The 24371-nt window shown below is 45.1% G+C and carries 20 protein-coding genes, 1 tRNA gene and 7 pseudogenes; 1 reads left to right on the plus strand and 27 read right to left on the minus strand.

The window, feature by feature from the left end; all coding sequences use genetic code 11:
• Positions 1-187 precede the first annotated feature (187 nt).
• From DXE35_RS11415 to DXE35_RS05815, 25 genes and pseudogenes are all read right to left on the minus strand, one after another.
• The gene (locus DXE35_RS11415) at positions 188-349 is read right to left on the minus strand and encodes a GDCCVxC domain-containing (seleno)protein (protein ID WP_415070049.1); all 162 of its coding nucleotides are present in this window, start codon (positions 347-349) and stop codon (positions 188-190) included.
• Positions 350-400: 51 nt separating this feature from the next.
• A pseudogene (locus DXE35_RS05710) lies at positions 401-1080 on the minus strand (MgtC/SapB family protein).
• A gap of 106 nt (positions 1081-1186) precedes the next feature.
• Positions 1187-1480 (minus strand): low molecular weight phosphatase family protein, encoded by a 294-nt coding sequence (locus DXE35_RS11480; RefSeq protein ID WP_462803958.1) that lies wholly within the window; start codon positions 1478-1480, stop codon positions 1187-1189.
• A 926-nt stretch (positions 1481-2406) separates the two neighbouring features.
• The gene (locus DXE35_RS10565) at positions 2407-3030 is read right to left on the minus strand and encodes an ATP-binding protein (RefSeq protein WP_231970053.1); all 624 of its coding nucleotides are present in this window, start codon (positions 3028-3030) and stop codon (positions 2407-2409) included.
• Positions 3031-3063: 33 nt separating this feature from the next.
• Positions 3064-3795, minus strand: coding sequence for a phosphate regulon sensor protein PhoR (locus DXE35_RS10570; RefSeq protein WP_231970054.1), 732 nt, complete (start codon positions 3793-3795; stop codon positions 3064-3066).
• A gap of 64 nt (positions 3796-3859) precedes the next feature.
• A complete protein-coding gene (phoB, locus tag DXE35_RS05725; RefSeq protein ID WP_114689844.1) occupies positions 3860-4573 on the minus strand; it encodes a phosphate regulon transcriptional regulator PhoB in 714 nt (237 codons plus the stop codon).
• 15 nt (positions 4574-4588) lie between these two features.
• Positions 4589-5296 carry a phosphate signaling complex protein PhoU gene (gene phoU / locus DXE35_RS05730; protein ID WP_114689845.1) on the minus strand — a complete coding sequence of 236 codons (708 nt, stop codon included), beginning with the start codon at positions 5294-5296 and terminating at the stop codon, positions 4589-4591.
• A gap of 12 nt (positions 5297-5308) precedes the next feature.
• Positions 5309-6061 (minus strand): phosphate ABC transporter ATP-binding protein PstB, encoded by a 753-nt coding sequence (pstB, locus tag DXE35_RS05735; protein WP_114689846.1) that lies wholly within the window; start codon positions 6059-6061, stop codon positions 5309-5311.
• 92 nt (positions 6062-6153) lie between these two features.
• Positions 6154-7003: pseudogene (gene pstA, locus DXE35_RS05740) on the minus strand (phosphate ABC transporter permease PstA).
• 15 nt (positions 7004-7018) lie between these two features.
• Positions 7019-7892: pseudogene (gene pstC / locus DXE35_RS05745) on the minus strand (phosphate ABC transporter permease subunit PstC); the annotation flags it as partial.
• An 88-nt stretch (positions 7893-7980) separates the two neighbouring features.
• Positions 7981-8952: pseudogene (gene pstS, locus DXE35_RS05750) on the minus strand (phosphate ABC transporter substrate-binding protein PstS).
• Positions 8837-9529: a lipase family protein gene (locus DXE35_RS10575; protein ID WP_231970055.1), complete on the minus strand. Its 693-nt coding sequence runs from the start codon at positions 9527-9529 to the stop codon at positions 8837-8839. Before DXE35_RS10575 ends, pstS begins: the two are co-directional and overlap by 116 nt.
• Positions 9444-9896: a lipase family protein gene (locus tag DXE35_RS10580; RefSeq protein WP_231970056.1), complete on the minus strand. Its 453-nt coding sequence runs from the start codon at positions 9894-9896 to the stop codon at positions 9444-9446. The genes DXE35_RS10575 and DXE35_RS10580 overlap by 86 nt, the downstream gene beginning before the upstream one ends.
• Positions 9897-10115, minus strand: a complete 219-nt coding sequence (locus DXE35_RS10585) for a hypothetical protein (protein ID WP_231970057.1) — start codon at positions 10113-10115, stop codon at positions 9897-9899.
• Positions 10116-10178: 63 nt separating this feature from the next.
• Positions 10179-10325 carry a hypothetical protein gene (locus DXE35_RS10590; protein WP_231970058.1) on the minus strand — a complete coding sequence of 49 codons (147 nt, stop codon included), beginning with the start codon at positions 10323-10325 and terminating at the stop codon, positions 10179-10181.
• 420 nt (positions 10326-10745) lie between these two features.
• The gene (gene oxlT / locus DXE35_RS05760) at positions 10746-11978 is read right to left on the minus strand and encodes an oxalate/formate MFS antiporter (protein WP_231970158.1); all 1233 of its coding nucleotides are present in this window, start codon (positions 11976-11978) and stop codon (positions 10746-10748) included.
• Between the two features lie 147 nt (positions 11979-12125).
• Positions 12126-13373: pseudogene (frc, locus tag DXE35_RS05765) on the minus strand (formyl-CoA transferase).
• Positions 13374-13496: 123 nt separating this feature from the next.
• Positions 13497-14087, minus strand: a complete 591-nt coding sequence (locus DXE35_RS05770; protein WP_114689848.1) for a DUF4147 domain-containing protein — start codon at positions 14085-14087, stop codon at positions 13497-13499.
• A gap of 225 nt (positions 14088-14312) precedes the next feature.
• Positions 14313-16451: pseudogene (ppc, locus tag DXE35_RS05780) on the minus strand (phosphoenolpyruvate carboxylase).
• The gene (locus DXE35_RS05785) at positions 16435-17037 is read right to left on the minus strand and encodes a class I SAM-dependent methyltransferase (RefSeq protein ID WP_162784973.1); all 603 of its coding nucleotides are present in this window, start codon (positions 17035-17037) and stop codon (positions 16435-16437) included. The pseudogene ppc and the gene DXE35_RS05785 overlap by 17 nt, the downstream one beginning before the upstream one ends.
• A gap of 28 nt (positions 17038-17065) precedes the next feature.
• Positions 17066-17592, minus strand: a pseudogene (dcm, locus tag DXE35_RS05790) (DNA (cytosine-5-)-methyltransferase).
• Between the two features lie 108 nt (positions 17593-17700).
• A tRNA-Ser gene (locus DXE35_RS05800) sits at positions 17701-17790 on the minus strand.
• A 249-nt stretch (positions 17791-18039) separates the two neighbouring features.
• Positions 18040-19362 (minus strand): serine--tRNA ligase, encoded by a 1323-nt coding sequence (gene serS, locus DXE35_RS05805; protein ID WP_114689853.1) that lies wholly within the window; start codon positions 19360-19362, stop codon positions 18040-18042.
• Positions 19363-19421: 59 nt separating this feature from the next.
• Positions 19422-20105, minus strand: coding sequence for an outer membrane lipoprotein carrier protein LolA (locus DXE35_RS05810; protein WP_114689854.1), 684 nt, complete (start codon positions 20103-20105; stop codon positions 19422-19424).
• Positions 20106-20111: 6 nt separating this feature from the next.
• Complete coding sequence (locus DXE35_RS05815; protein WP_114689855.1) at positions 20112-22424, minus strand: DNA translocase FtsK; 2313 nt, start codon at positions 22422-22424, stop codon at positions 20112-20114.
• Positions 22425-22462: 38 nt separating this feature from the next.
• Between DXE35_RS05815 and trxB the strand changes: the two genes are divergently transcribed.
• The gene (trxB, locus tag DXE35_RS05820) at positions 22463-23419 is read left to right on the plus strand and encodes a thioredoxin-disulfide reductase (protein ID WP_114689856.1); all 957 of its coding nucleotides are present in this window, start codon (positions 22463-22465) and stop codon (positions 23417-23419) included.
• A gap of 51 nt (positions 23420-23470) precedes the next feature.
• On the opposite strand, the gene vapC is transcribed toward trxB, so the two are convergent.
• Together vapC and vapB are read right to left on the minus strand one after the other, a co-directional pair.
• On the minus strand, positions 23471-23884 hold the full coding sequence (gene vapC / locus DXE35_RS05825; RefSeq protein ID WP_114689857.1) for a type II toxin-antitoxin system tRNA(fMet)-specific endonuclease VapC: 414 nt from the start codon (positions 23882-23884) through the stop codon (positions 23471-23473).
• A complete protein-coding gene (gene vapB, locus DXE35_RS05830; protein ID WP_114689858.1) occupies positions 23884-24117 on the minus strand; it encodes a type II toxin-antitoxin system VapB family antitoxin in 234 nt (77 codons plus the stop codon). The genes vapC and vapB overlap by 1 nt, the downstream gene beginning before the upstream one ends.
• Positions 24118-24371: the final 254 nt, after the last annotated feature.

Genomic DNA, 24371 nt, shown 5'->3' on the forward strand with positions numbered 1-24371 from the left:
GATCTACGGGATTGCCGGCCAAATGACTTCCTATGAATGAATTGCTACATCAATTATGTCTATTTTATGTATAAACCATGACACATTGATAAATTTCTGGGAAGCCTCAAGAGCTTGGGCGCAGACCTGCTGATTAGGCTGCTAGATTTTGCTCGGAGCTGGAGCAATCCCGATTGCCAAAGCTACATCAAATACAGCAATCTCCAGACTTTGGCTTCAAAATGGCGCTACATGAGCGACAACGAAATAAGTGCTGAGTAGTGCCGGGCTCAAGATGGATAGCCTCTGAGGCTTGGCAATGAGGGCAAGTAACGATTGATTCTAAAAATGCAGCATTTGTATTCACCATGCCATAGTGGACTTCGATTATTTCAAGGTTGTGACAAAACAGATCAACCGCTTAATCCGTTGTGCTTGGACTCCAAAATGCCTGAGCGACAAACTCTTGATCGGCGATTTTTGCAATCAGCTGATCCATTTCATCGCCATCTACAGCCGAAGCAGTTAAGACAGCCTGAATTTCAACATCATCACTACCAAATTGATGCACCTCAATATCTTGAGTCTGATAGCCCGCCTCTTCTAAAGTTTTGATGCATTCCTTTAATGCATATTTTTGAGCATGCTTTGGGGTGATGATATAAACGGAAGTAGTCACCTCAACAGCATCGGTATCAAGCGGCTGACGGTTGATTAAGTTCACCACCGGACGCAAGAAGGTATTGGCTGCCAGAATAAATACCGTGGCTAGCGAGGCCTCTCAAATTAAATCTGCTCCTGCACATGCACCAACGGCACCAGATGCCAATAGGGTAGCGCCAGTGTTGATACCCCTAACATTACCCTCCTCTCGCATGATCACACCAGAGCCCAAGAAGCCTATTCCTGAAAGTACATATGCCATCACATGAACAGCGCCATCATGACCCGTGAGGCGATTTGCGGCATCTACAAAAATTGCGGCGCCTAATGCCACGAGAATATTAGTACGCAAACCTGCGGTTCGTTGGCGATACTGGCGCTCGAGACCATTAAACCACCCAGGGCAAAGGCTGCCAATAAACTGATCGCCGTATCTATTAAGGATTGCTAGTTGATGTTGTTAATAAATTCCATGGGAAGCTTGCTCCGTCCTATCTATATATCGAGCGTCAATCTATCTAAACTTGAGGCGGTGATGCATAGCTTACAAGTGGTCTTTAATTTGCAAATGATCCAATTTTTCTATGGGCAAATCCATTAAAAGCTCTATGCGATTACGAAACCCCATCTCTACTTGCTTGAATGCATTTATCATGTCGGCATCGCCGGAATCAACTGCCGCAGGGTCCGCAAACCCCCAATGCGAAGTGACTGGGTGTCCGGGCCAATAAGGGCACTCCTCACCGGCAGCGGACTCACAGACCGTAATGATGAAATCCATTTTCGGAGCGCCATAGGTACCAAATTCGGTCCCAGCTTTTGCTGCGAAGAAGCTCAAGCGGGTAGCCTCCCTCCCTTGCCATACGCAACGCAATTGGATGAACATAGCGAGCAGGTTTAGAGCCTGCTAAATAGCCTATAAAACGACCTTGACTTAAGGTGGTTGCTAAAACCTCCACCAGAATGGATCCAGCAGAATTGCCCGTACATAAAAATAGAATGTTGTATTGTTTAGGCATTGTTTTTACAAAAATATTTTTGACTAAACAATTTCATCAAGGCAAAGAGAGAATCGATTTTATACGAGAAACTGTTTTCCATCAAAATCAGTTACTTGCCTCTGAACAAGAACGATCTTTTCTTGCTTAGCTACAATAGACTGAGCATCTCCGCCTTGTCTGAGTGCGATTGAAAGATACTTAACGAGATTTTCAGTCATAGCATTTAAGTTATTCATAAAACAGAGCAATCATATTCTTCGTTTATGGCAGTTTTATTAACTTCCAAGCCTATGCGATAGATCGCGCTTTGCATAAGCCCGCCTCGCTTCATACCAGCTCTGCAAAATCAGTAAAATAAATTTTCCCATAACGCCACCCCTTTGATTAAAGATTGACTTTCACCCACCCTTGTGAAGCCTTAATGGAAAGTAGAGGTCTATTTTGGCGTTCAAACATGACAGCGTGATGTCGCGCTGATGACCGCATGATTAATTAGCAGCTTTACTTAGGATGAGGGCGAATCAGGACTTTTTTGACATCCAAAGCCTCTGATAGGCCTAAATAAAACCTGATTTAAAACACTAAAATCCGTTTTGTCATATTACTTTGCTAGGATTGGTCTTATCTTGATTTGTAGATGGAAACCATATTGGCAAATATCAATATGAAGACGCAGTAAAGCAATTGCAAGAAACAGGCGCTATTGGTCTGGTTGATTTCAAAAACCTTCCACATGAAGATCTCGTAGAGTTATTTGAAGAGATCAAAGTGTGGTGTCCTTTATGCGAATGGCAAAGCAAAAAAGCTGCCGAAAGAATCCAAAAAGAAGAAAAAGAAAAAGAAAGACTGAAAATGAAGCAGCTATTCTGTCTTTAGGGAAGCGAAGCATAAACTTGATACCCCTTCCTGGCGTGCTCTCAATAATCAGCTGTGCTTGATGTCGATTGGCGATATGCTTAACGATGGCCAAGCCAAAACCCGTTCCACCAGTCTCTCGGGAACGGCTTCTATCCACTCGATAAAAACGCTCCGTCAATCGAGATAGATGTTCAGAAGCGATGCCAGGACCAGTATCGCTCACAGAAAACTTACCCTGTCCCTGTTCATTCACACCCCATTGCACGTCAATCGAGCCAATCTCATGGGTATAGCGAATCGCATTTGAAACTAGGTTACTAAAAGCGGAAAGAATTTCCCTCTCTCCTCCCAATAAATTTCGACTTGTATCTACGTGGAAATTTAGTACGTGCTTGCCTTGAGAAAGGGCTTCAGCATCGTTTTTTAACAGCGCCAATAAAGTTTCAACTTTTACCACTGTGTTCGTGGCTGGTAATGCATTGGACTCGAGATTGGCAAGGGTTAATAGATCCTCAACCAAACTTTTCATGCACTGCGCCTGGGACATCATCATGGTCAAGTACTAGTCCTGCTGCTCTTTCTTGAGATCCAAGGATTGGACCGTCTCCAGAAAACCCATTAACACCGTAATCGGCGTGCGCATTTCATGAGAAACGTTGGCCACGAAATCCCGACGCATTGCATCCGCTTTTTGCAGGTCAGTTACGTCCTGAACCAAAAGAAGGTGGCGCTTCTGACCAAAAGGGAAGGCTTGCAACATCAGACTTAAAGCGCTGTCCGAACCCATGCGCTCCATCAAAAGAGGCTCTTCAAAATTGCGTTTATTCAGATACTGAATAAATTCAGGACGGCGAATTAAGAAATTAATACGCTGCATGACATCGCGCTTAAATATCAGCCCCAAGAATCTTTCCGCAATACTATTACACCATTCAATTGGGTCATTCTCATCTAGCATCACAATGCCGTTAGGCGATGCCTGGAATGCCTCAATAAAGTGATCGTGTTGCTGCTCAATATTGCGAATCCGTTGCTTTAAATTCCGCACAAGACGTTGGAGTCTAAAAAATATCTCCTCCCAAAATCCGCTTGGCAAGGGTATGCTTTCGACCGAATCCGCAAGAAGATATTTTCTCAGGCGCGCTAGATTAATGTAGGCATATACAAGCGGTATCGATAACACCGCGCTTCCTGAGGCAATGGCCCACTCTGCGCCCCAAAAAGACATCACCATAAACGCGGCAGTCAATGCGACACAAATAATGACAAAAAAACGGGTTAGAACGGATAGCATGCTGCAATATTAGAGCATCTCTCGAACCCCCTAGTGATTTTGCTCAAAATCCAGGGGCGACTACTTAAGTCTCGGCAGGTGTCTTGGTAATGTGGTAACCGCTGCCACGCACCGTCTCAATGTAACGGTCGCAGTCAAATGGCGCGAGGGCGGCTCGTAAGCGTTTGATATGAACATCAACCGTTCTTTCCTCGCTATACACCTCACTACCCCAGACCTTATCCAACAGACTTCCCCGTGAGTGAACTCGTTCGGGATTAGCCATGAAATATTGCAATAGGCGAAACTCAGTTGACCCCAAGGCAATTGAGCTTGGCTCCCGGTTTGGCCAGATAGCCAATACATGATGAGAACTCGGATCTAGTTTCAGAGGGCCGACAGCCAGTGGTCCGGTATCCTCTATTGGCATCTGTCTTCTGAGTATTGCCCTAACACTGGCTATAAGCTCTTTAGGCGAAAAGGGCTTGGTGACGTAGTCGTCTGCGCCTGAATCAAGTCCTAGAACTTTATCCGCCTCATCGCTTTTTGCAGTGAGCATCAAGATTGGTAAAGATTTAGTAGGCTCATTTGAACGCAGCTCTTTAGCAAACTGTACTCCAGACTTCCCCGGCAACATCCAATCTAGAATGATCAGATGAGGCAATTGATCCCTCATCATTGTCAAGGCAAGATCCGTTTGCATTGCCCTTTCACCTTCATATCCCGCATGGGAAATGTTAATCGCGATCAATTCTGCAATTGATGGCTCATCCTCAACTATGAGTATGCGGTGAGTCATTATTAGCGATCCTAATTACTGTCTGTTCGCTTCGCGCACTAAATCTTCATGCGGAATATGACGAACATCAGAGCCTTTTGCGATATAAATCACAAACTCTGCAATATTTTTAGCATGATCACCGATGCGCTCAATTGCCTTAGCAATAGTGAGCATATCAAGACCCGTGCTAATCATGTGCGGATCTTCAAACATATAGGTAATCAGCTTACGGACAAATCCTCTAAATTCCTCATCAATCTGGCGGTCCTCTTGAACCACTTCGGCAGTCGCAATCGTATCTAAACGGGCAAAAGCATCAAGACTTCGACGCAGCAAAGAAATCGCCATTTGACCCGACAAACGAATCTCGGCAACGTTAATGTTATGTGGGAGCCCAGACTCAATTAAGCGCTTCGTACGATTAGCGACTCGCTCCGCTTCATCACCAGCACGCTCTAAGTTTGTAATAGCCTTTGATACCGCCATCACCAGACGAAAATCTCGCGCAGTAGGCTGTATACGTGCAATCAATTCTGTACAGGCTAGATCAACCTGAATCTCTAGATCGTTTACTAATGTTTCGTTCTCGATGACGACATTACAAGTATCGATATCCATTTGCGTAAAAGCGCGCATGGCTGTTGCAATCTGTGATTCAACCAAACCACCCATTTCAAGCAAACGGCTTGAGAGTGAGTTTAGATCGGCGTCGAATTGTGAGGATAGGTGTTTATCTGGCATATATGTCTCCAATTAACCGGCGCGACCGGTAATGTAATCTTCCGTCTCTTTACGCTTAGGCTTAATCAATATCTCGTCAGTTTTGCCATACTCAATGAGACTACCAGAGTACATATAGGCCGTGTAGTCAGATACGCGAGCTGCTTGCTGCATATTATGCGTCACAATGGCAATGGTGTAACCATTCTGCAACTCATGAATTAACTCTTCGACCTTACCAGTCGAGATGGGATCCAAAGCGGATGTTGGCTCATCCAGGAAGATTACCGAAGGTTTTACCGATACACCACGTGCGATACATAAACGTTGCTGCCGGTCACCAGACAACGATAAACCACTCTGATTTAGCTTGTCCTTAACCTCATTCCAAAGGGCCGCTTTATTCAGAGCCCACTCTACACGCTCATCCATTTCAGAGCGCGATAGCTTTTCATATAGACGCACACCAAAGGCGATATTTTTATAGATCGACATCGGAAACGGGTTTGGCTTTTGAAAAACCATACCGATTCTTGAGCGCAGCAAATTTAAATCCTGTCCTGGCTCGAGAATATTCTGCCCATAGAAGTTAATCTCCCCTTCCGCGCGCTGACCAGGGTTAAGATCGTACATACGGTTCAGAGTGCTAAGCAAAGTAGATTTACCGCAGCCTGATGGCCCAATAAATGCAGTTACCTCGCCTTGTTCGATATCCAAATTAATCTTTTTAAGACCCTGAAAGGCACCATAATAAACATTCAAATTGCGCACTTCAATAGCGTTAATAGCCGATTGATTCGACTCTTAATTTAACGTATCCACTCTACCCCCTTGACTATCACTCTGATTTAAGTCAAACATTGTTTTCAGATTACTCATCATCCCTGCACCTTGTCTCGAAATACCACGCGAGCAAGGATATTTAATCCAAGTACCGCAAAGGTAATTAGCAATGCACCACCCCACGCCAGGTCAACCCAATTGTCATAAGGACTCATTGCAAACTGGAAAATCACCACCGGCAAATTAGCGATTGGCGCATTCATATTTGTTGAAAAGAATTGATTATTTAAAGCGGTAAAAAGCAAAGGAGCTTTTTCACCGCTAACTCGAGCAAGCGCGAGCAAAATACCTGTCATCACACCACTCTGGGCGGCGCTCAGGGTCATCATGAAGGCCACCTTCCATTTTGGAGTACCCAAAGCATAAGCTGCCTCACGCAAGCTACCCGAAACCAAACGGAGCATGTTTTCGGTAGTGCGCACAACAACTGGAATCGCAATTAAAGCTAAGGCAATGGTGCCAGCCCATCCGGAGAAGTGACCGACTTGAGCAACTACAAACGCATAAACAAACAATCCAATCACAATAGAAGGCGCCGACAACATAATGTCAGTGACACAGCGCGTAACAGCGGCAACCTTGCTGCGATCTCCGTATTCGGCAAGATAAAGTCCAGCAAGCACTCCAACCGGGGTGCTAATTAATGTACAGCAGCCAATCAACATCAAACTACCAACAATCGCATTGGCAAGACCACCACGGTCAGATCCCGGCGCAGGAGTGCTATGCGTAAAAAGATCTAAGTGAATAGAAGAGAAGCCCTTCATCACTAAGACACTAAAAATCCAGAATAAAAAAAATCATACCCAATCCCATGGCAGCCATGGATAGAGTGAAGCCAATCTTATTAGTGAGTTTGCGACGCGCAAAGACTTCTGGGTTGATATGGTGGCCTTGTTCATGATTTCCAGCCTCGGCCTCACCAAATTCATTGGCAAGCGTAGAGGCAATCGACGTACCTGGTGCGCATAAGGAAGCCGATAGACGTTGCGCATTTCCAATCACAAAGGTAACCGCCATGGTTTCCCCTAGCGCCCTACCTAAATCGAGCATCACACCCCCAATAACGCCTACCTTTGTATAAGGCAGCACTACACTCTTAACCACTTCCAAGGTGGTGCCGCTAATACCATAGGCAGACTCTTGAAGAACGGGCGGAACGATCTCAAATACATCACGCATGACGGAGGCAATAAATGGAAGAATCATCATTGCCAGAATTAAGCCTGCGCAGAGAACGCCAATGCCATTGAAGGCGCCTGAAAATAAGACCCCTAATCCAGGGATTTTTCCCAAAGTAGCCGCTAGAGCAAGCTCAATGTATTCCGCAAATAATGGTGCAAAAATAAAGAAGCCAAACATCCCGTAAATACTCGATGGCACAGCCGCCAACAATTCCACTGCAGTACCTAGGGGTCTACGAAGTGGACCTGGACACAGCTCGGTAAGGAAAACAGCAATGCCAAAACTCAGCGGCACTGCACTCAATCAAGCAATGATGGAAGTAACTAAGGTGCCATAGATAGCAATTAAGTCGCCAAACTCCCCATTCACAATATCCCACTCTTGGGTAAAGAAAAAGCCGATTCCAAAGGTGTGCAGCGCTGGCCAGGCATTCATTACTAGCGAAATAATGATTCCCAACAAGGCAATCAAAACGCTACAGGCAAAAAAACTGCGTAATGCCATGAAATAAGAAATCCTGCACGCGTTGAATCTTGGCAATGCTGAGTGCCTGTGGCGTTGGAGCTGAATGAGATTGAGCGTTGTCCATCATAGTTTGCGCATATTGATACAGCCAAACAGCCCCACCTTAGTGGAGCCGTTTGATTTTTGTGAAGATAAGTCGCGATTCGCAAAATTTACTTTGTGATAATCTTGCTAAAAACGTGCTTGCGGATACAGTCAGTTGTTTTATCTGGCAAGTCAAAGAACTTCAATACTTCAGCTACGTTCGCTTTATTTTCTTGGTTTTTGTAAATCAGAATAAATGATGCGCCAGTAATTGGCCATGATTTAGCACCAGAAGCATTGGTAATAAATGTACCCATACCTGGAATTGCTGCCCAATCGGTACTCGCTGCAGCAGCCGAGAATGTAAGGTCATCTGGAGCAACAAATTGACCATCTTTATTCTTCAAAGAAATAAAAGTCATTTTGTTTTTCTTGGCATAAGCATATTCAACGTATCCAACAGAGTGCTTCACTCGTGTTACGTTTGCTGCTACACCCTCATTACCCTTGCCACCTACTGTGGAGGCTGCAGGCCACTTAACGGAAGCGCCTCAACCAACTGAGTCTTTAAACATCGAGCTAGTTTTAGCCAAGTAGTCAGTAAAGATCGCAGTTGTGCCAGAACCATCCGCATGCACAACAACAGTAATTGGACCACTAGGAATATTGACGCCTGGGTTCATGATTGCAATACGCTTATCACTCCAATCGGAGATCACGCCCTGGAAAATATCCAATAATGTTGGGCCATCCAACTTGATCTCGCCTGGTTTCACACCATCAACGTTAATCACAGGAACTACGCCACCAATAATTTCCGGGAACTGAACTAGGCCATCCTTTTCTAAATCATCGAATTTCACTGGATTATCAGTTGCACCGAAATCGACAGTTTTAGCTTTGATCTGTTTAATACCGCCAGATGAACTAATGGACTGGTAATTTAAGTTAGAACCGGTCTTGGCCTTAAATGCTTCAGCCCATTTAGCGTAGATTGGGTACGGGAATGTTGCGCCCGCGCCAGTCACGTCTACCGCAAATGCTGTTGGAGCCAATGAAATAGCGCCAATAACGAGGGCTTTTTTCAAAAAAGATTTCATTTAACCAGTCCTTAAATTGAATATGCGCAAGAGCGCGATACAAGAACGATACGGCGACAATGCGACAGCTATGTGACAAGTCCGTGACTCCCAAAAACTGCCTTAAAGGGGTCTCAAAGCGGTATTTGATCCAATCAAGGTACATGGGCGACACACCGGGAGTCGTAAAGTGGGTCTGCTCGCCTGGCAACTGAATTCTTGTCACATTTGCACCCGAAGCACACATCTGCTTTTGATAGAGTTCATGCATTACTGGAGGAACAGCGGTGTCTTTTGTGCCCGAATAAATAATGACTGGGGCAGCTGGATTTACAGGAGGAACACTGCCATCAATGAACGCTTTTATCCAAGCTGAAGAATTACTTGGTTGAGGTTTGATGAGGGACTTATAACGATCTCCATAGGCATAGGTAAAGCGATCAGCCATCACGTGAACGCATTTATTTCTGGAAAGCTTATCAGCCACCATTGCACCCTCATCAGTCAATACATCAGTTAACTTGAGACCAGGGAACGCCGCCTGCGTTCCCAATAGACCCATCATGTAGTGAGCAAATAAAAAATACATTCGGAACATTGGCCTGCGTGAAGCCATTCATGATTTTGACTGCTTCTTCATCATTACTTAGCGTTTTAGGCAGCATGACTGCTAAATCTTCAGGCGCCAATGCAACAAAACCTAAATACTCCAAACCATCGGCAGCAGTACCTTTTTGCGCCAGGTATTCAGGCTGGCTAGCGGCTGCAATCGTAGCGCCACCGCCTTGTGACCAACCATAGACAACGGTCTTTTTGCCTGCGCCCACTTCTTTCGTAGAGCCAGCTGCTCTAGCCGCATTAATCACATCCCGACCATTGGTGCGCGCAACAGCATATTGATGCTTACCGCCACCACCATGACCTTGATAGTCCGTTGCAACCACCACATAGCCTTGATCAATCAACTATTGACCATTCGGAATACCAAAATCTGTCCAAGACTCCCCAGCCATTAAACAGTACTCATTCAAAGCGCGAGTTGGATCGATGATTTGAGATGGGCCACAGTTTTGCGCAGAGCCGGTTGTGCCATGCGCCCAAGTCAAAACTGGCCTACCTTCTTTTGGCGCAGGCCCTACTGGAGCAATGATCGTACCCGTGGCAATTGTTTTTCGCCCAGCCACATCAAAAGAAATGTAGGCAATTCTCCAGGCCTGCGCCCCTTTCAGGGAAGTGGCTATCTTTTCTTACTGGATCACCTGGCCTAGATTACCTTCAGGCGCCATCTTCATGACTGAGGCATAAACAGGTTGCATTTGGGGATCAGCATGAGCTGCAGAAAAGCCAATACCTACCAAAGAACCAACTGCCAAAGTGGAGAGTATTTTTTTCATGATCTGGATAGTGGAATTGGGATTCAAAAACCTTAGTAAACACTATCCCAAAACAAGATCCAATGGTACGAAAATTTATTAGCCTTTGGCGGGGGGGGGGGAGACCAAAAATTCACCCTCCCTGCAAGTCCATCATTACCTATAAAGCCGATCTAATACATGGCTTGCAAGGTAAATTTACTCCAATCTCATCCATTCAGCATTACTAAATCTACGTTTAACTAGTGGGCAGATTGAACTCTCTGACAACATCACTCAACTTACTACAGCTCATAAATGACTAGTAGCTAACTGAATCAAATCTGATGCGCATACCTCCCAAGTTGGACGATGCAAAAAGATAAAAACCCCCATCAAAAGATGGGGTCTCAAAATAACGACTACGGGATAGACTCCCAAGGGCCGTCAAGGAGATAAAAATTAGCTAGAGAAACTCTCGATTAGTTTGCGACGCATTGGACGCAATACAAACCAAGCCAAGATTGCAGCAGCACCGTTAAGGATGATCGCTACCCAAAAGACAGATTCCCACCCACCAGTAACTGCAGCCAATACACTGAATAAAAGAACTAATAATGAAGCCGTTCCATTAGCCGTATAGCGAAGACCTGCATTGCCCGCCGCAAATTTTGAGCCAAATGTATCTGCATTGGTAGATGGAAAGAAGCTGTAAATCTCACCCCACGCAAAGAACACAAGACCGGTTAACAATACAAACATGACGGGGTCTTGACCGAAATAGTAAAGCCCAAGTATGCCTACGCACTCAAAAGAGAAGCATAAAGTCATCGTTTGTTCGCGGCCAATCTTGTCTGATACCCAACCAAAGAAAGGACGTGTAAGACCGTTTAATACTCGGTCTACAGTCAAAGCGAATGTCAAAGCTGGAAGGGCCAAACCAAGAATGCTTACAGTTACACCAGCAATTTTGAAGTCTTTAGCAATTGGGCCTAACCGTGCGGTAGCCATCAAACCACCAGCTGCAACCATGACAAACATCAGGTACATAATCCAGAACACAGGCTGCTTAACCATTGCAATGGTTGTATAGTCTTTGCGGGATTTAGCAATAGCAGACTTAACTGTAGTAATAGCAGACTTAACTGGCTTAGATAACATGCGACTTAAAAACACAACAATTGCTCCCTGCCCTATACCGAAATACCAAAACGCATTTTGATATCCATCAGCAGCAATCATCTTGACAATTGGAATAACGGTTAATGCAGAACCAGCCCCGAAACCGGCAGCAGTCATACCAGCAGCCAAGCCGCGAGGCTCTGGGAACCACTTAAGCACATTACCTACGCAAGTACCGTATACAGCGCCAGCGCCAACACCGCTAACTGCTGCAGCGATGTAAAGCATTGTTAAGGCATCGGCATGGGCGTTCATTATCCAGCCTAAGCCGCACAAGATACCCCCACCACATACCACCGGACGTGGACCGAATTTATCAACCAAATAACCCTCAATCGGAACAAACCAGGTTTCGGTCAAGACAAAAATCGTAAATGCTATTTGAATCGCTGAGCGGCCCCAACCAAACTTCTCATCAATTGGATTAACAAACAATGTCCACCCATATTGCAAGTTTGCAATCATGGACATGCAAATAATTCCAATTAACAATTGGAACCATCTACCCAAAATGGGCCTGCTGCAGCTTGATCGTTCATAACGTCTCCATTTTTAATTTTTAAAAAGATTGCATGTAATTATTCTTACTTAGACAATTTCTACATTGACTCATATCAAGATTATTTCAAGCACTTACATAGGGTTTTCCTGCTATGGATATCAGATCACCTTGTCGTGACGTAATGCGATTAAGTCATCAGTGGTGTAACCCAGCTCATGCAAAATCTCATCAGTGTGCTCACCAAGCAATCGTGAACGAGTGACTTCTGTTGGGCTATCAGACATCTTGATTCGGTTGCCAACAGTGAGGTACTTGCCACGAATCGGATGATCCACTTCAACCACAGTACCAGTAGCACGTAACGCGGGCTCCTCAGCCATTTCTTTCATGGAGAGAATTGGGCCACATGGAATCTCGTATTTATTCAATACATCCATCACTTCAAACTTAGTCATCGTCATGGCCCACTTTTCGATCTCGCCGAAAATTTCCATGCGGTGTGGCAAACGCGCCATGGGTGATGCAAACCGCACATCCGTAATCCAATCTTCACGACCGATTACCTTGCAAACCGCTTCCCAAACTGGAGCCTGAACGATGACATACATATAGGCGTTAGGATCGGTTTCCAAATCCTTACATTTCACAATCCAACCAGGCTGACCACCACCAGAAGCATTGCCAGCACGGGGTACGGAGTCGCCGAACTCACCATTCGGAAACTGCGGATACTCCTGCATCAAGCCGTTGCGCTCCAAACGTTGCTGGTCATGCAGCTTCACACGGCACAAATTCAATACCGCGTCTTGCATAGCCGCCAATACCTTTTGCCCACGGCCAGAGTGCGTGCGCTGATAGAGCGCAGTCACGATACCACAGGCCAAATGCAAACCCGTTCCACTGTCACCGATTTACGCACCGGCCACCATAGGAGGGCCATCATCAAAACCAGTTGTTGATGCAGAACCGCCTGCACATTGCGCTACGTTCTCATACACTTTGCAATCTTCATAGAGGCCAGGACAAAAGCCTTTTACAGAAGCCATGATCATCATTGGGTTGAGTTCTTGAATACGCTCCCAAGAAAATCCCATGCGATCGAGCGCACCCGGTGCAAAGTTCTCAACCATGATGTCAGAAATTTTGATCATCTTCTCTCACACTTCTTTACCCTCTTAAGTCTTCGTATCCAAAGTCAAAGAACGCTTGTTGCCGTTCAACATAGTGAAGTACAAAGCATCTGCACCTGGGCTATCACGTCATTGGCTACGAGTGACGTCGCCAGCGCCTGGACGCTCTACTTTAATAACGTCAGCGCCATACCAAGCCAACAACTGAGTGCATGCAGGACCTGCTTGTACGTGCGTAAAGTCAATAATGCGAATACCGTCTAATGGTTTAGTCATGCTTGTTTCTCCTTAAGTCTTTCTTGTTTGCTTCTAAATTAGTCTTGGATTACTTCGTAGCAGCTGCTGTGGATGGGTTTAAGTTTGTTAAACGTCCACTCTCAGTACCTGCGGTTTCATCAATCACAGCATTGATGAGGGCTGGTTTACCGGCTCTGAAGTGCGGTCAAAAATAGGGTTACCACACTTCAATGTTTCTAGTTCGCCAATTAATAATTTTTGGCGAATTTTATCTGAGACTTGAATCTTCAAGCGATTAATCACTTCCAGCGCATCCTTACAAGTCGTGTTGTCAGGTAAAGTTGGGCCGCTAGCAATGACCGACGGATCATCACCCGTAACATCTGAAACAAGATAGGTACTGACCTTGGCATTGCCACAATACCGCAATAATCCACCGCCTTTAATCTTTGAGAGATGTCTGCGAACACAGTTCATTTCATGAATGGTGGCACCAGAGGCTAGAAGTTGTGTATTAATACTCGTCTTATCTTCCACACTAACTCCGTCGGTAGGCAAGGCCATCAATGGTGAGCCACCACCCGATAACAAGCAAATCACTTGATCATCAGATTTAAGAGTGTGTAATAGATCTAATCTCTGCTGAACACCTACCTCACCCATATCATCCGCAACGGGGTGGGCTGCTTCAGTCACTTTAATACGTTCACAAGAAATGGCGTGTCCATAGCGTGCAATGCCTCGGCCTTCGATTTGTGCAAATTCCTCTGGCGACCAATATAAATTAGCAGCGTCCTAAAAGGACTTTGCCATCAGGCCAGAAGCTTTGCCCGCGCCCATAACAATTGTCTGACCATTGACCGGTCTAGGAAATTCTCATTTAAAGCAACAAAATTGGGGTTTGCAGCCTCGATTGAAACGTTTAGCAAATTATTTAGAAAGCTTGTATTTTTATCTTCAGTCATTCTCTATCTCCATTTATCCTGTATTTCTTAATCCTGCGGCAATTCCATGAATATCAACATGAATCCCTCTTTGGGTGGACTCATCCGCTATACCCTGGCGACTTTTCTTAATTAACTCTACTTTCAACCGATGTAGTGGATAAATATGCGGCATACGGCGTTTAATAGAATCAGCGAGCTGAGGAGCATTTGCCAACCGTCGATTATTACCTGTGATGAGCTCTAGTGCCTGAGTTGTTTTATTCCATTCGGCTTTAATCATGGAGAAAATATGTTCTCGCAGTTTAGGATCTTCCACTAACTCGCTATATATGGCAGAGATTGATAAATCACTTTTAGACATTGCCATATCAATATTTGAAATTAATGTATTGAAAAACGGTCACTCCGCATACATTCTTTTTAATAATGTTGTTACCGCTAATTTTTTATCGACATTAGACTGTTGGAGCAATTCGGTCACTCCTGAACCAAATCCATACCACCCAGGTAAGGTCAGACCACATTGCGCCCCACTAAATCCCCAGGGAATAGCTCTTAGATCTTCAATCGCCATCCCCTGCTTACGAGCTGACGGCCTTGATCCAAGATTTAATGTGGCAATTTCCTGTATAGGCGTAGCACTAGAAAAATACTCAGAGAATCCCTCTGTCTCATAAACCAACTCCCGGTAAGAAGACATGCTGATTGCTGAAGGTAAGTTAGCCGCCTCAAGACAGTCATCTGGAATTTTCTTATTTGTTGGCAACAAACTGGATTCCAAAGTAGCATCTACCAATATCTCCAAGTTATGGCGACCTAACCGGGGGGGGTTAGAGTACTTTGAACTGATTACCTCACCCTGCTCGGTTAGGCGTATTGGCCCAGAAGCCGTTCCAGCTGGTTGAGCTAGGATTGCATCGTGACTTGGGCCACCACCACGGCCAACTGTTCCGCCCATTCCATGTGCCAACCTTAATTGAATACCTTGAGAAGCGCCGTGTGTAAATACTTTTGAAAGGGTAACTTCTGCACAATACAACTCCCAATTACTCGTTACGATACCGCCATCTTTATTGCTATCGGAGTAGCCTAAAACAATATCCTGCTGCGCTCCAGATTGTTTAACAAGATCTGAGATTCCAGGAATTTCGTAGAATTCCTCCATGATGCTAGTAGAGTTACGCAAGTCGTCAATGGTTTCAAACAATGGTGATACCAGTATTTTGGTTTGAGAATTTCCTCGTAAGACTCCTGTAAAAATCCCAGTTGCTTTTTGGAGTGCTAGGCCATCCAATAAGTCGCTTACAGATTCAGTGTGACTAATAATGTAGTGACGAATTGATTCTCCACCATATAACCCCAGCAATCGTTTAGCAGTAGAGAAAATTGCCAACTCAGAGTTAGCTAGATCGCTATAGTCATAACCCGATATTAAAAGTGGGCGAACATCTTTTAAAGCCTTTATCAGCACGGATCGCTTTTGCTCTTCGCTTAGATTTGCGTAGTTCGGCTCAATTTGAGCTACTTTAAACAGCTCCGTTATCACTTCTTGATGTTTGTCAGAACTCTGCCTCAGATCGATTGTTGCCAAGTGAAATCCAAATGCACGAACCGAGCGAATAAGGGTATTCAATCGCTCATCCGCTAATGCCTGGGGGGCGTATGCCTCCAATGAATCCTTGATGATTGGTAAATCAGCAATCAATTCTCCTGGAGTGGAATATGCCAATTTAGAGGAATCGCCATTATTTTCAAATGCACTAAAAGTAACGCTAATACGATCAGCAATACCAACTAACGCTCGGCGATATGGCTCATTAATGCGGTGTGGATTCATATCGGACGATTTTTGCGATAATTTTTTAAGCTCATCACTGACATTAACGAAAAAATCAGATAACGATAGCTCTCTAACTAAGAAGGAAATCTCCTTTAGATAATGCTGACCTATTAAGTGTGCCTGGATGCGCATCGCATACTCAAGACAGTTCGCATCTACATTGGGATTACCATCTCTGTCGCCACCTATCCATTGCCCCATTCGCAAGAAAGCCGAAGATACTTCCTTACCAAGTACCTTTTCTAGTTGGGCATAAATTTTCGGAATATCACCGACAAATGTGAACTCATAGTATGAAAGCGCGTTTTCTACCTCATCGGCAACTGTCAAAGTGGAGCGTCTTAGTAACCTTATAAGAGATGGAATCTATCTTGTAAGAGTCGGGGTAACCTGAAAATCTTAGGCCCTCTCTCACCGTAATTTTTCGTAACGAGCTACTGGTAACAACAGCAATCTTTCCAGCCTCGGTTGCCACTATGGTTGGAGCACACCCTTTTGGGTCAATAATGGTCATAATTGGAAAGGATAGTTTGCCTGTGACGATGTTGTAACCGGGTGGCTTAGTTAAATCAAACTCACGCTTTGAAACCCCTTTGTGAATCACCTTCTTTTTGGGGTGCTCAAATCGCAAATACCCCTTGCTCACCAAATCTTCCAAGTCCTCTTTTAAGGTTTTGGATTCATAAAAAGTCTTAATTTCTTTTAGAGTGAAAGGCATCCCATCCATCCAATCAATGCCTTTTTGTACGGCCCACTCTTTACTGCGACGTTTTCTCAGCAAGGAACCTAGCAACTTTTTTTGTTCGCGTGTTACCTTGCCTTTATAGTCAATGTCCCAAGAATGGATGTTCCTACTTCCGCCACGCTTATCCTTGATGCACTTTCCCTCGAGATCTTTTAATGAATATTTTTTCAATAAAAGCTTCACAAAGGAAGGCTCCCCCTCATTCACATTGTGCTGAATGAATTGAAAGCAGGTTTTTTAGGTTCGGAGTGTACTCATTAATGATGGGAGATGCTTTCTTGTCACCCACAATATAGATTCTCTTGCGAACTTGGGGTACACCAAATTTCGATGAATCTAAAACAGCCCATGACACGTGGTAGCCAATTTTTTCAATGTCTTGAGAATGGTATCAAGCGTTTTCCCGCCATCATGGTTTACCAGTCCCTCTACATTTTCAAGAAGAAATCCGTGAGGAGATTTTTCTTTGAGAATTTTGACAATTGTAAAAAATAAGCGGCCCCTCTCATCCAAAAAACCTTTGCGATTTCCAGCAGCACTAAAAGGCTGACGAGGAAAGCCTGCCAGTAGATAGTCAAACTTGGGAATTTCTTTAGGGTCTATTTTGGTAATGTCGCCATGAATATGCGAGTTCTTAAAATTTTCTTTATAAGTAGTAAGTGCCGAATCTTTGATTTCGCCTGTAAAGACGCATGCTGTATGTACATTTAAGTTTTTTACATGCATTTTCAAAGCCGATTCTTGTACCACCCAATCCAGAAAACAAATCAATCATACGTATAGTTTTTTTCACGAATGCACCTAATTTTTTTCTATTTTAATCATTCATGACAATGGCGGAGAAGGAGGGATTCGAACCCTCGGTACTATTGCTAGTACGCCTGATTTCGAGTCAGGCACATTCGACCACTCTGCCACTTCTCCGGAATCGATTAAAAATTATAGCTAGCAATTCAGGATACCCTACTTACGATTATGGGATTTAAGGCTTCTTGAACCTTAGAAGCAAAAACCCAATAATTATCCATGGTCAAAAAATCACAATCAAACCCGAAAACATCCAAACCGCCTTTTAATAAGGCAAAGTTTCTTCGTGAAACAAAAGAGCTTCGAGACTCGATGAAAATGGGTAAATCAGTTATCAGACAAATGCGTGATGAAGCTCGGTATTAATTAAATTGGTTTGAGCACTGCTAAACCACCCAAGTAAGGCTGCAATGCCGTAGGAATTGCAATGCTACCGTCTACTTGTTGCTTATTCTCCAGCAAGGCAACCAATGCTCTACCTACTGCAAGGCCAGAACCATTTAAGGTGTGCACCAATTCTGGCTTGGCTTGACCCTCTTTGAATCTAGCTTGCATGCGTCTTGCCTGGAAATCGCCCATGCTGGAGCATGAGCTAATTTCTCGGTAAGCATGTTGTGATGGCACCCACACTTCCAAGTCATAAGTCTTGGTGCTGCCAAAGCCCATATCACCAGTACAGAGCAATACCTTTCTATATGGAAGCTCTAAAAGCTCTAGGATTCTTTCCGCATGGCCTGTGAGATCTTCTAATGCTTCCATAGAATCTTCTGGTTTGGTGATTTGCACCAACTCTACTTTGTCGAATTGATGCTGACGAATCATGCCACGCACATCACGACCATAGCTGCCCGCTTCTGAGCGAAAACATGGTGTGTGAGCCACGAATTTCATTGGTAAGTTATCGGCATTAACGATTTCATCTCTAACCAAATTAGTTACTGGTACTTCTGCTGTCGGAATGAGGTAGAAGTTTTCTGTTTTTGCTTCACCCTCATTTGTTCCTTTTGTATCTTCACCACCCATTTGACGAGGCACTTTAAATAGATCTTCTTCAAACTTGGGTAGCTGACCTGTACCGCGCATTGAAGCCGCGTTCACCATGTATGGCGCATAGACCTCTTGGTAGTTGTGTGCCGTAGCGTGGGTATCAATCATGAACTGCGCTAAGGCGCGGTGCAATCTAGCAATAGGTCCCTTGAGAACCACAAAGCGCGAACCGCTGATCTTGGCGACCACTTCAAAATCCAAGCCTAATGGACCACCGAGATCAACGTGATCTTTAATCTCAAAATCAAAAATGGGTTGCTCACCCCAACGCTTGACTTCTTTGTTTTCCGTTTCATCTTTGCCAGTAGGCACAGAGTCATCTGGCAAGTTAGGGATACCAATTAAGAAATCAGAAATCTCTGCTTGAAGCGTGCTTAATCGTGCTGCGCCAGATTCCATATCCGTGTTCACTTGTGCAACCTCAGCCATTTCAGCTGCCGCATCCTCGCCCTTGCCTTTTTTCATGCCAATTGCTTTAGACAACTGCTTGCGTTTGGCTTGCAATGCTTCGGTACGGGTTTGCAAAGTTTTGCGTTCCGATTCCAGGGCGTTGAATTTCTCAACATCCAATTGGAATTTGCGAGTCGCTAAACGCGCAGCAACTGCGGTGATATCTTTGCGGAGTAATTGCGGATCAATCATATGGAGCTTTACTTGGGTCTGGTTCGGTACTGATTAAGTATTTAGTAAATCTGGTGGCTCTAGTTCAAGCGCAAGACTTCCGCCCCAGCTGGCGGAGTAAACGTAAAGCGATTGGCTGGCAGGTTCACATTGAGTTGAATCTTATCCAGGGTAACCAGGACTACGCTTCCAAGCCCATCGGTTAACTCCAGCGCTTTGGGCAAGCCATTGGTCATGCCGATGGAGATCTTGGTATAGGGAAGATCATTTTTGTTCTTAGCACTAGGATCCTGTTTAGGAGTCAGGGCTACCCACTTCATGCCTAAGCGCTCTTCGCTTTCAAGCAAGTCAAAGTGCTGATCCAGGGAAGCTTCACCAAACAAAATGGCTGCCGGTGTTGAAGCGAGAGCTTGGCCTGCTGGACGAAAGGTTGCCTGGTTTAAATCTGTATCCCACAAGATCAATTGCTTACCATCAGCAATGAGCTTTTGCTCGTATGGTTTTTGGGTATCCCAGATAAAACGTCCAGGACGCTGAAACACAAAATGCCCCTGGGTTTGGCGTACGAATTTTAAACCCTTGTCTTGTGACTCATTGGCTTTAGGTGCGCGTAACTGTTGCTGCACAAAATCACCTTCAGCAGTTTTGGAGTTGCGTACAAATTGACGTAACTGCTCTACGCCGCTTTCAGATTGGGAGAATGCTGCACTTGAAAAAAAGATACTGGCAATTGTCAAAATTGCTACATTTAGAAATCTTGTCATGAATACTTACTCAGAGGGGCGATGCAAAACCTCGCGATTACCACCGTTACCCATTTTAGAAACAAGGCCCGCTTTTTCCATATCTTCAAGTAAACGGGCTGCACGGTTGTAACCGATGCGCAAATGACGCTGTACCAACGAGATGGATGGACGCTTGTTTTCGAGAACGATGGCCACTGCTTGATCGTACAGCGGGTCGGCTTCGCCACCACTTTCACCGGTTAAGGCATGGACATTGGCTTCATCAGCACCTTCGAGTACACCATCAATGTAATTGGCTTCACCCTTCTCTTTGAGCCACTCAACCACGCGGTGCACTTCATCATCAGATACGAATGCGCCATGCACACGTACTGGCAAGCCAGTTCCCGGCGCCATGTAGAGCATGTCACCCATACCGAGCAATGCTTCTGCGCCATGCTGATCCAAAATCGTACGACTGTCAATTTTGGAGCTGACTTGGAAAGAAATGCGGGTTGGCACGTTAGCCTTAATCAAGCCAGTGATCACGTCAACGCTTGGACGTTGCGTTGCCAATACCAAATGAATACCTGCTGCACGAGCCTTTTGCGCGATACGCGCAATCAACTCTTCAATCTTCTTGCCAGAAACCATCATCAAGTCGGCCAACTCATCGATCACAATCACAATCACTGGCGCTTTGTAAATTGGTTCTGGATCATCCGGAGTTAAGCTAAATGGATTGGTGAGTTTTTCACCTTTCTCTTCCGCTTCCGCAATCTTCTTATTAAAGCCGGCTAAGTTACGAACACCGAACTTGCTCATCAGCTGATAACGGCGCTCCATCTCATGTACTGCCCAATTAAGCGCATTATACGCCTGCTTCATATCTGTTACCACTGGGCACAGCAAATGCGGGATCTTGTCGTAGATTGCCATCTCCAGCATCTTCGGATCAATCATGATCAAACGCACTTCGTCAGGCTTAGCCTTGAACAGGAGCGACAAAATCATGGCATTAATACCAACAGACTTACCAGAACCAGTAGTACCCGCAACTAAGCAGTGGGGCATCTTGGCCAAGTCAGCCACCATAGGGCTGCCGGAAATGTCTTTACCGAGAGCCAGTGTGAGCAATGAATGATTATCGTTATAGACCTGTGAAGTCAGAATCTCTGACAGATATACCGATTGACGTGTTGGATTTGGTAATTCCAAAGCCATGCAAGTCTTGCCAGGAATGGTTTCCACTACACGCATACTGACTACGCCTAGTGCGCGAGCTAAGTCACGTGAGAGATTAACAATCTGACTACCCTTCACGCCAACCGCTGGATCAATCTCGTAGCGCGTCACTACTGGGCCAGGGTAGGCAGCAATCACGGTTACCTGAACATTGAATTCCGCTAACTTGCGTTCAATTAAGCGAGAGGTAAATTCCAAGACTTCAGCAGAAATAGTTTCTTTGGCTTCAGGCACTGGATCGAGCAATGCCAGTGGCGGCAATTCTGAATCCGAAATATCCACAAATAGTGGCTGTTGTTTCTCACGCTCCACTCGCGCACTCTTTGGAATTTCGACTGGTGCGCGCACAATTTGCACAGGCGCTGCAACTTCAACACGACCGCGGAACTCTTCTACAAGCTCGTCACGTTCTTCAGCGGCAACTTCACCTAACTTGCGATCTTCCTCGCTATCGCGACGCTCACGAATGCGGTGATAAGCCACCTCTAAGAAACGTCCTACTTTCTCCGCAACGTCTAACCAGGAGAAATGCAGGAATAAAGATAAGCCAGCACATAGGCCAAATAGCAAGACTACAGTAGAGCCAGTAAATCCGAGAGACATTTGCAATTGGTCGCCAATCAACTCACCCAAAATGCCGCCAGGCGGCCTAGGAAGCTGCCAAGACAGCGAATGCATGCGAATGGACTCAAGACCCATGCTGCACGCTAAGGTCAAACCAAACCCCAACCAACGCATTAATAAGGAGTCTGGCTTCGCCTCTGGGGCTGGCGGCAAAGGAACGCTCCACAGCTCACGCCAGCCATCGAGGACTCGACGCCAAAACAAGGCTACCCACCAAAAGGCAGAAATACCAAAGATATAGAGCATTAAATCGGCTAAATAGGCCCCAAAACGACCCCCCAGGTTCTTGGGCGCCTCAAAACTGGCATGAGACCAGGCTGGGTCAGCCCTGGAATAGGTCAGCAAAATGGCGAAGAAGCCCAGGCAAAGAACCAGGGAGATGAACCAGCGAGCCTCTAATAAGAGGCGGGGCATCCTCCCCTGCCCACCATTTTCTGGGGGGTCAGGGCTCAATGGAGTCTTGGACTTCGGGTATGCGGTTCTAGCCATGTTCTACCATTGTAAACAAGCAAATCTATAATTTGGATATGACTACAAATACCCCAAAACACTCTAAAGTTCTGATCCTCGGCTCTGGCCCTGCCGGCTATACAGCCGCAGTCTACGCTGCCCGTGCAAATTTAAACCCTACCATCATTACAGGCCTGGCTCAAGGGGGTCAATTAATGACCACCACCGACGTGGAAAACTGGCCAGCTGATGCTGATGGCGTCCAAGGCCCAGAGCTCATGGATCGTTTTTTGAAACATGCTGAGCGCTTTAATACCGAAATCGTTTTTGACCATATTCACACGGCAGCCCTCAAAGAGAAGCCGATTCGCTTAGTCGGTGATTCTGGAACGTATACCTGCGATGCCCTCATTATTTGTACCGGCGCTTCTGCTCAATACATTGGACTGCCAAGTGAAGAAGCATTCATGGGTCGTGGTGTTTCCGGTTGCGCAACCTGTGATGGTTTCTTTTATCGCAATCAAGATCTTTGCGTAGTAGGCGGTGGTAACACCGCAGTTGAAGAAGCGCTCTACCTCACTGGGATCGCCAAGAAAGTAACCGTGATTCATCGTCGCGATAAATTCCGCGCTGAGCCAATTTTGCATGACCGCTTAATGGCGAAAGTAGCTGAAGGCAAAGTGGAGCTCAAATTGAACTCCACTCTCGATGAAGTTCTTGGTGATGAAAAAGGTGTTACTGGTGTACGCATCAAGAAACAAGATGGCAGCACTGAAGACATCGCTGTAACTGGCGCCTTCATTGCCATTGGCCACAAACCGAATACCGAACTCTTCGTTGGCCAGCTTGATATGAACAATGGCTATCTCAAGACCCACTCCGGCCTTGAAGGCAAGGCCACCGCTACCAATATCCCTGGTGTGTTTGCAGCTGGCGACGTACAAGACCACATCTACCGTCAAGCCATTACTAGCGCCGGCACTGGTTGTATGGCCGCATTAGATGCGCAACATTATTTAGAAACATTGGAATAAGTTTTCTAACTGCGCAATAGAAAAACGCCTAGTATGCTAGGCGTTTTTCTATTAGGGGAGCGATGCTGCAACCCAGTTTTCAAGAGCAAGGTTTAGAACCCTCTTAAACTCAGACATATTATTAGTAACCAAAGTTAAGCCGTGACTTCTGGCGTGAGCTGCAATATGAATATCATTTATTCCAATGGGCTGACCCGCGCGCTCTAGAAAAGCCTTAATTTGCCCATAATGCTGAGTTGCATTAATGTCATATGGCAAACCCTCTAGATGGCTAACAAAGTCTTCAATAACATTGAGATTTTTGTCTACATGCGCACTTTTTTCAGCGTCATAAATCAGTTCTGCCAATGTAATTGCTGATATAGCCATGCGATTAGCATTTTTGTTGAAAACTTTAAGCGCCTCTAGTGGTTTTCGCTTTATGACATAAATAACAATATTTGTGTCTAATAAGTACTTCAGCACTAGAGAGGTTTCCTATCGCCTTGCTCCTGAGAGCCTCTCTTATTCATGAAGTCTTCGCTTACACCTTCTGCAGTCAAAAAGAAGTTGTCCCACATATTTTCTATAGGCGCAATGATGCGCTCACGACCTTTTGAGCGCACGTTAACCTTGCGCACATTTTCCGGAAATCGCATTTCTGCAGGCAATCTCACCGCCTGAGTACGGTTGTTGGTGAACACTGTTGAAATAGCCAAAATTTGACCCTCTTATATAGCAATTAATCTAATTTCAACCCCTTTGAGGGGAATGGCCGCCATTATTGGGCTTGAGTGAACTTTTGTTCAACATTTCCCACTCCAGATCATCCTCCATTTCATGCGCGAAGATTTGCATCTATGTAACCGGATTTAATGCCTCAATATCGACAAAACCCTTTGGAAAGGTTTTGGAATTTGTAACATCCACGCTTACTCTAATTAACTTAAATTTTTTCATAAACCAAATAATC

This window comes from Polynucleobacter necessarius, assembly GCF_900095215.1.
GTDB lineage: Bacteria > Pseudomonadota > Gammaproteobacteria > Burkholderiales > Burkholderiaceae > Polynucleobacter > Polynucleobacter necessarius_H.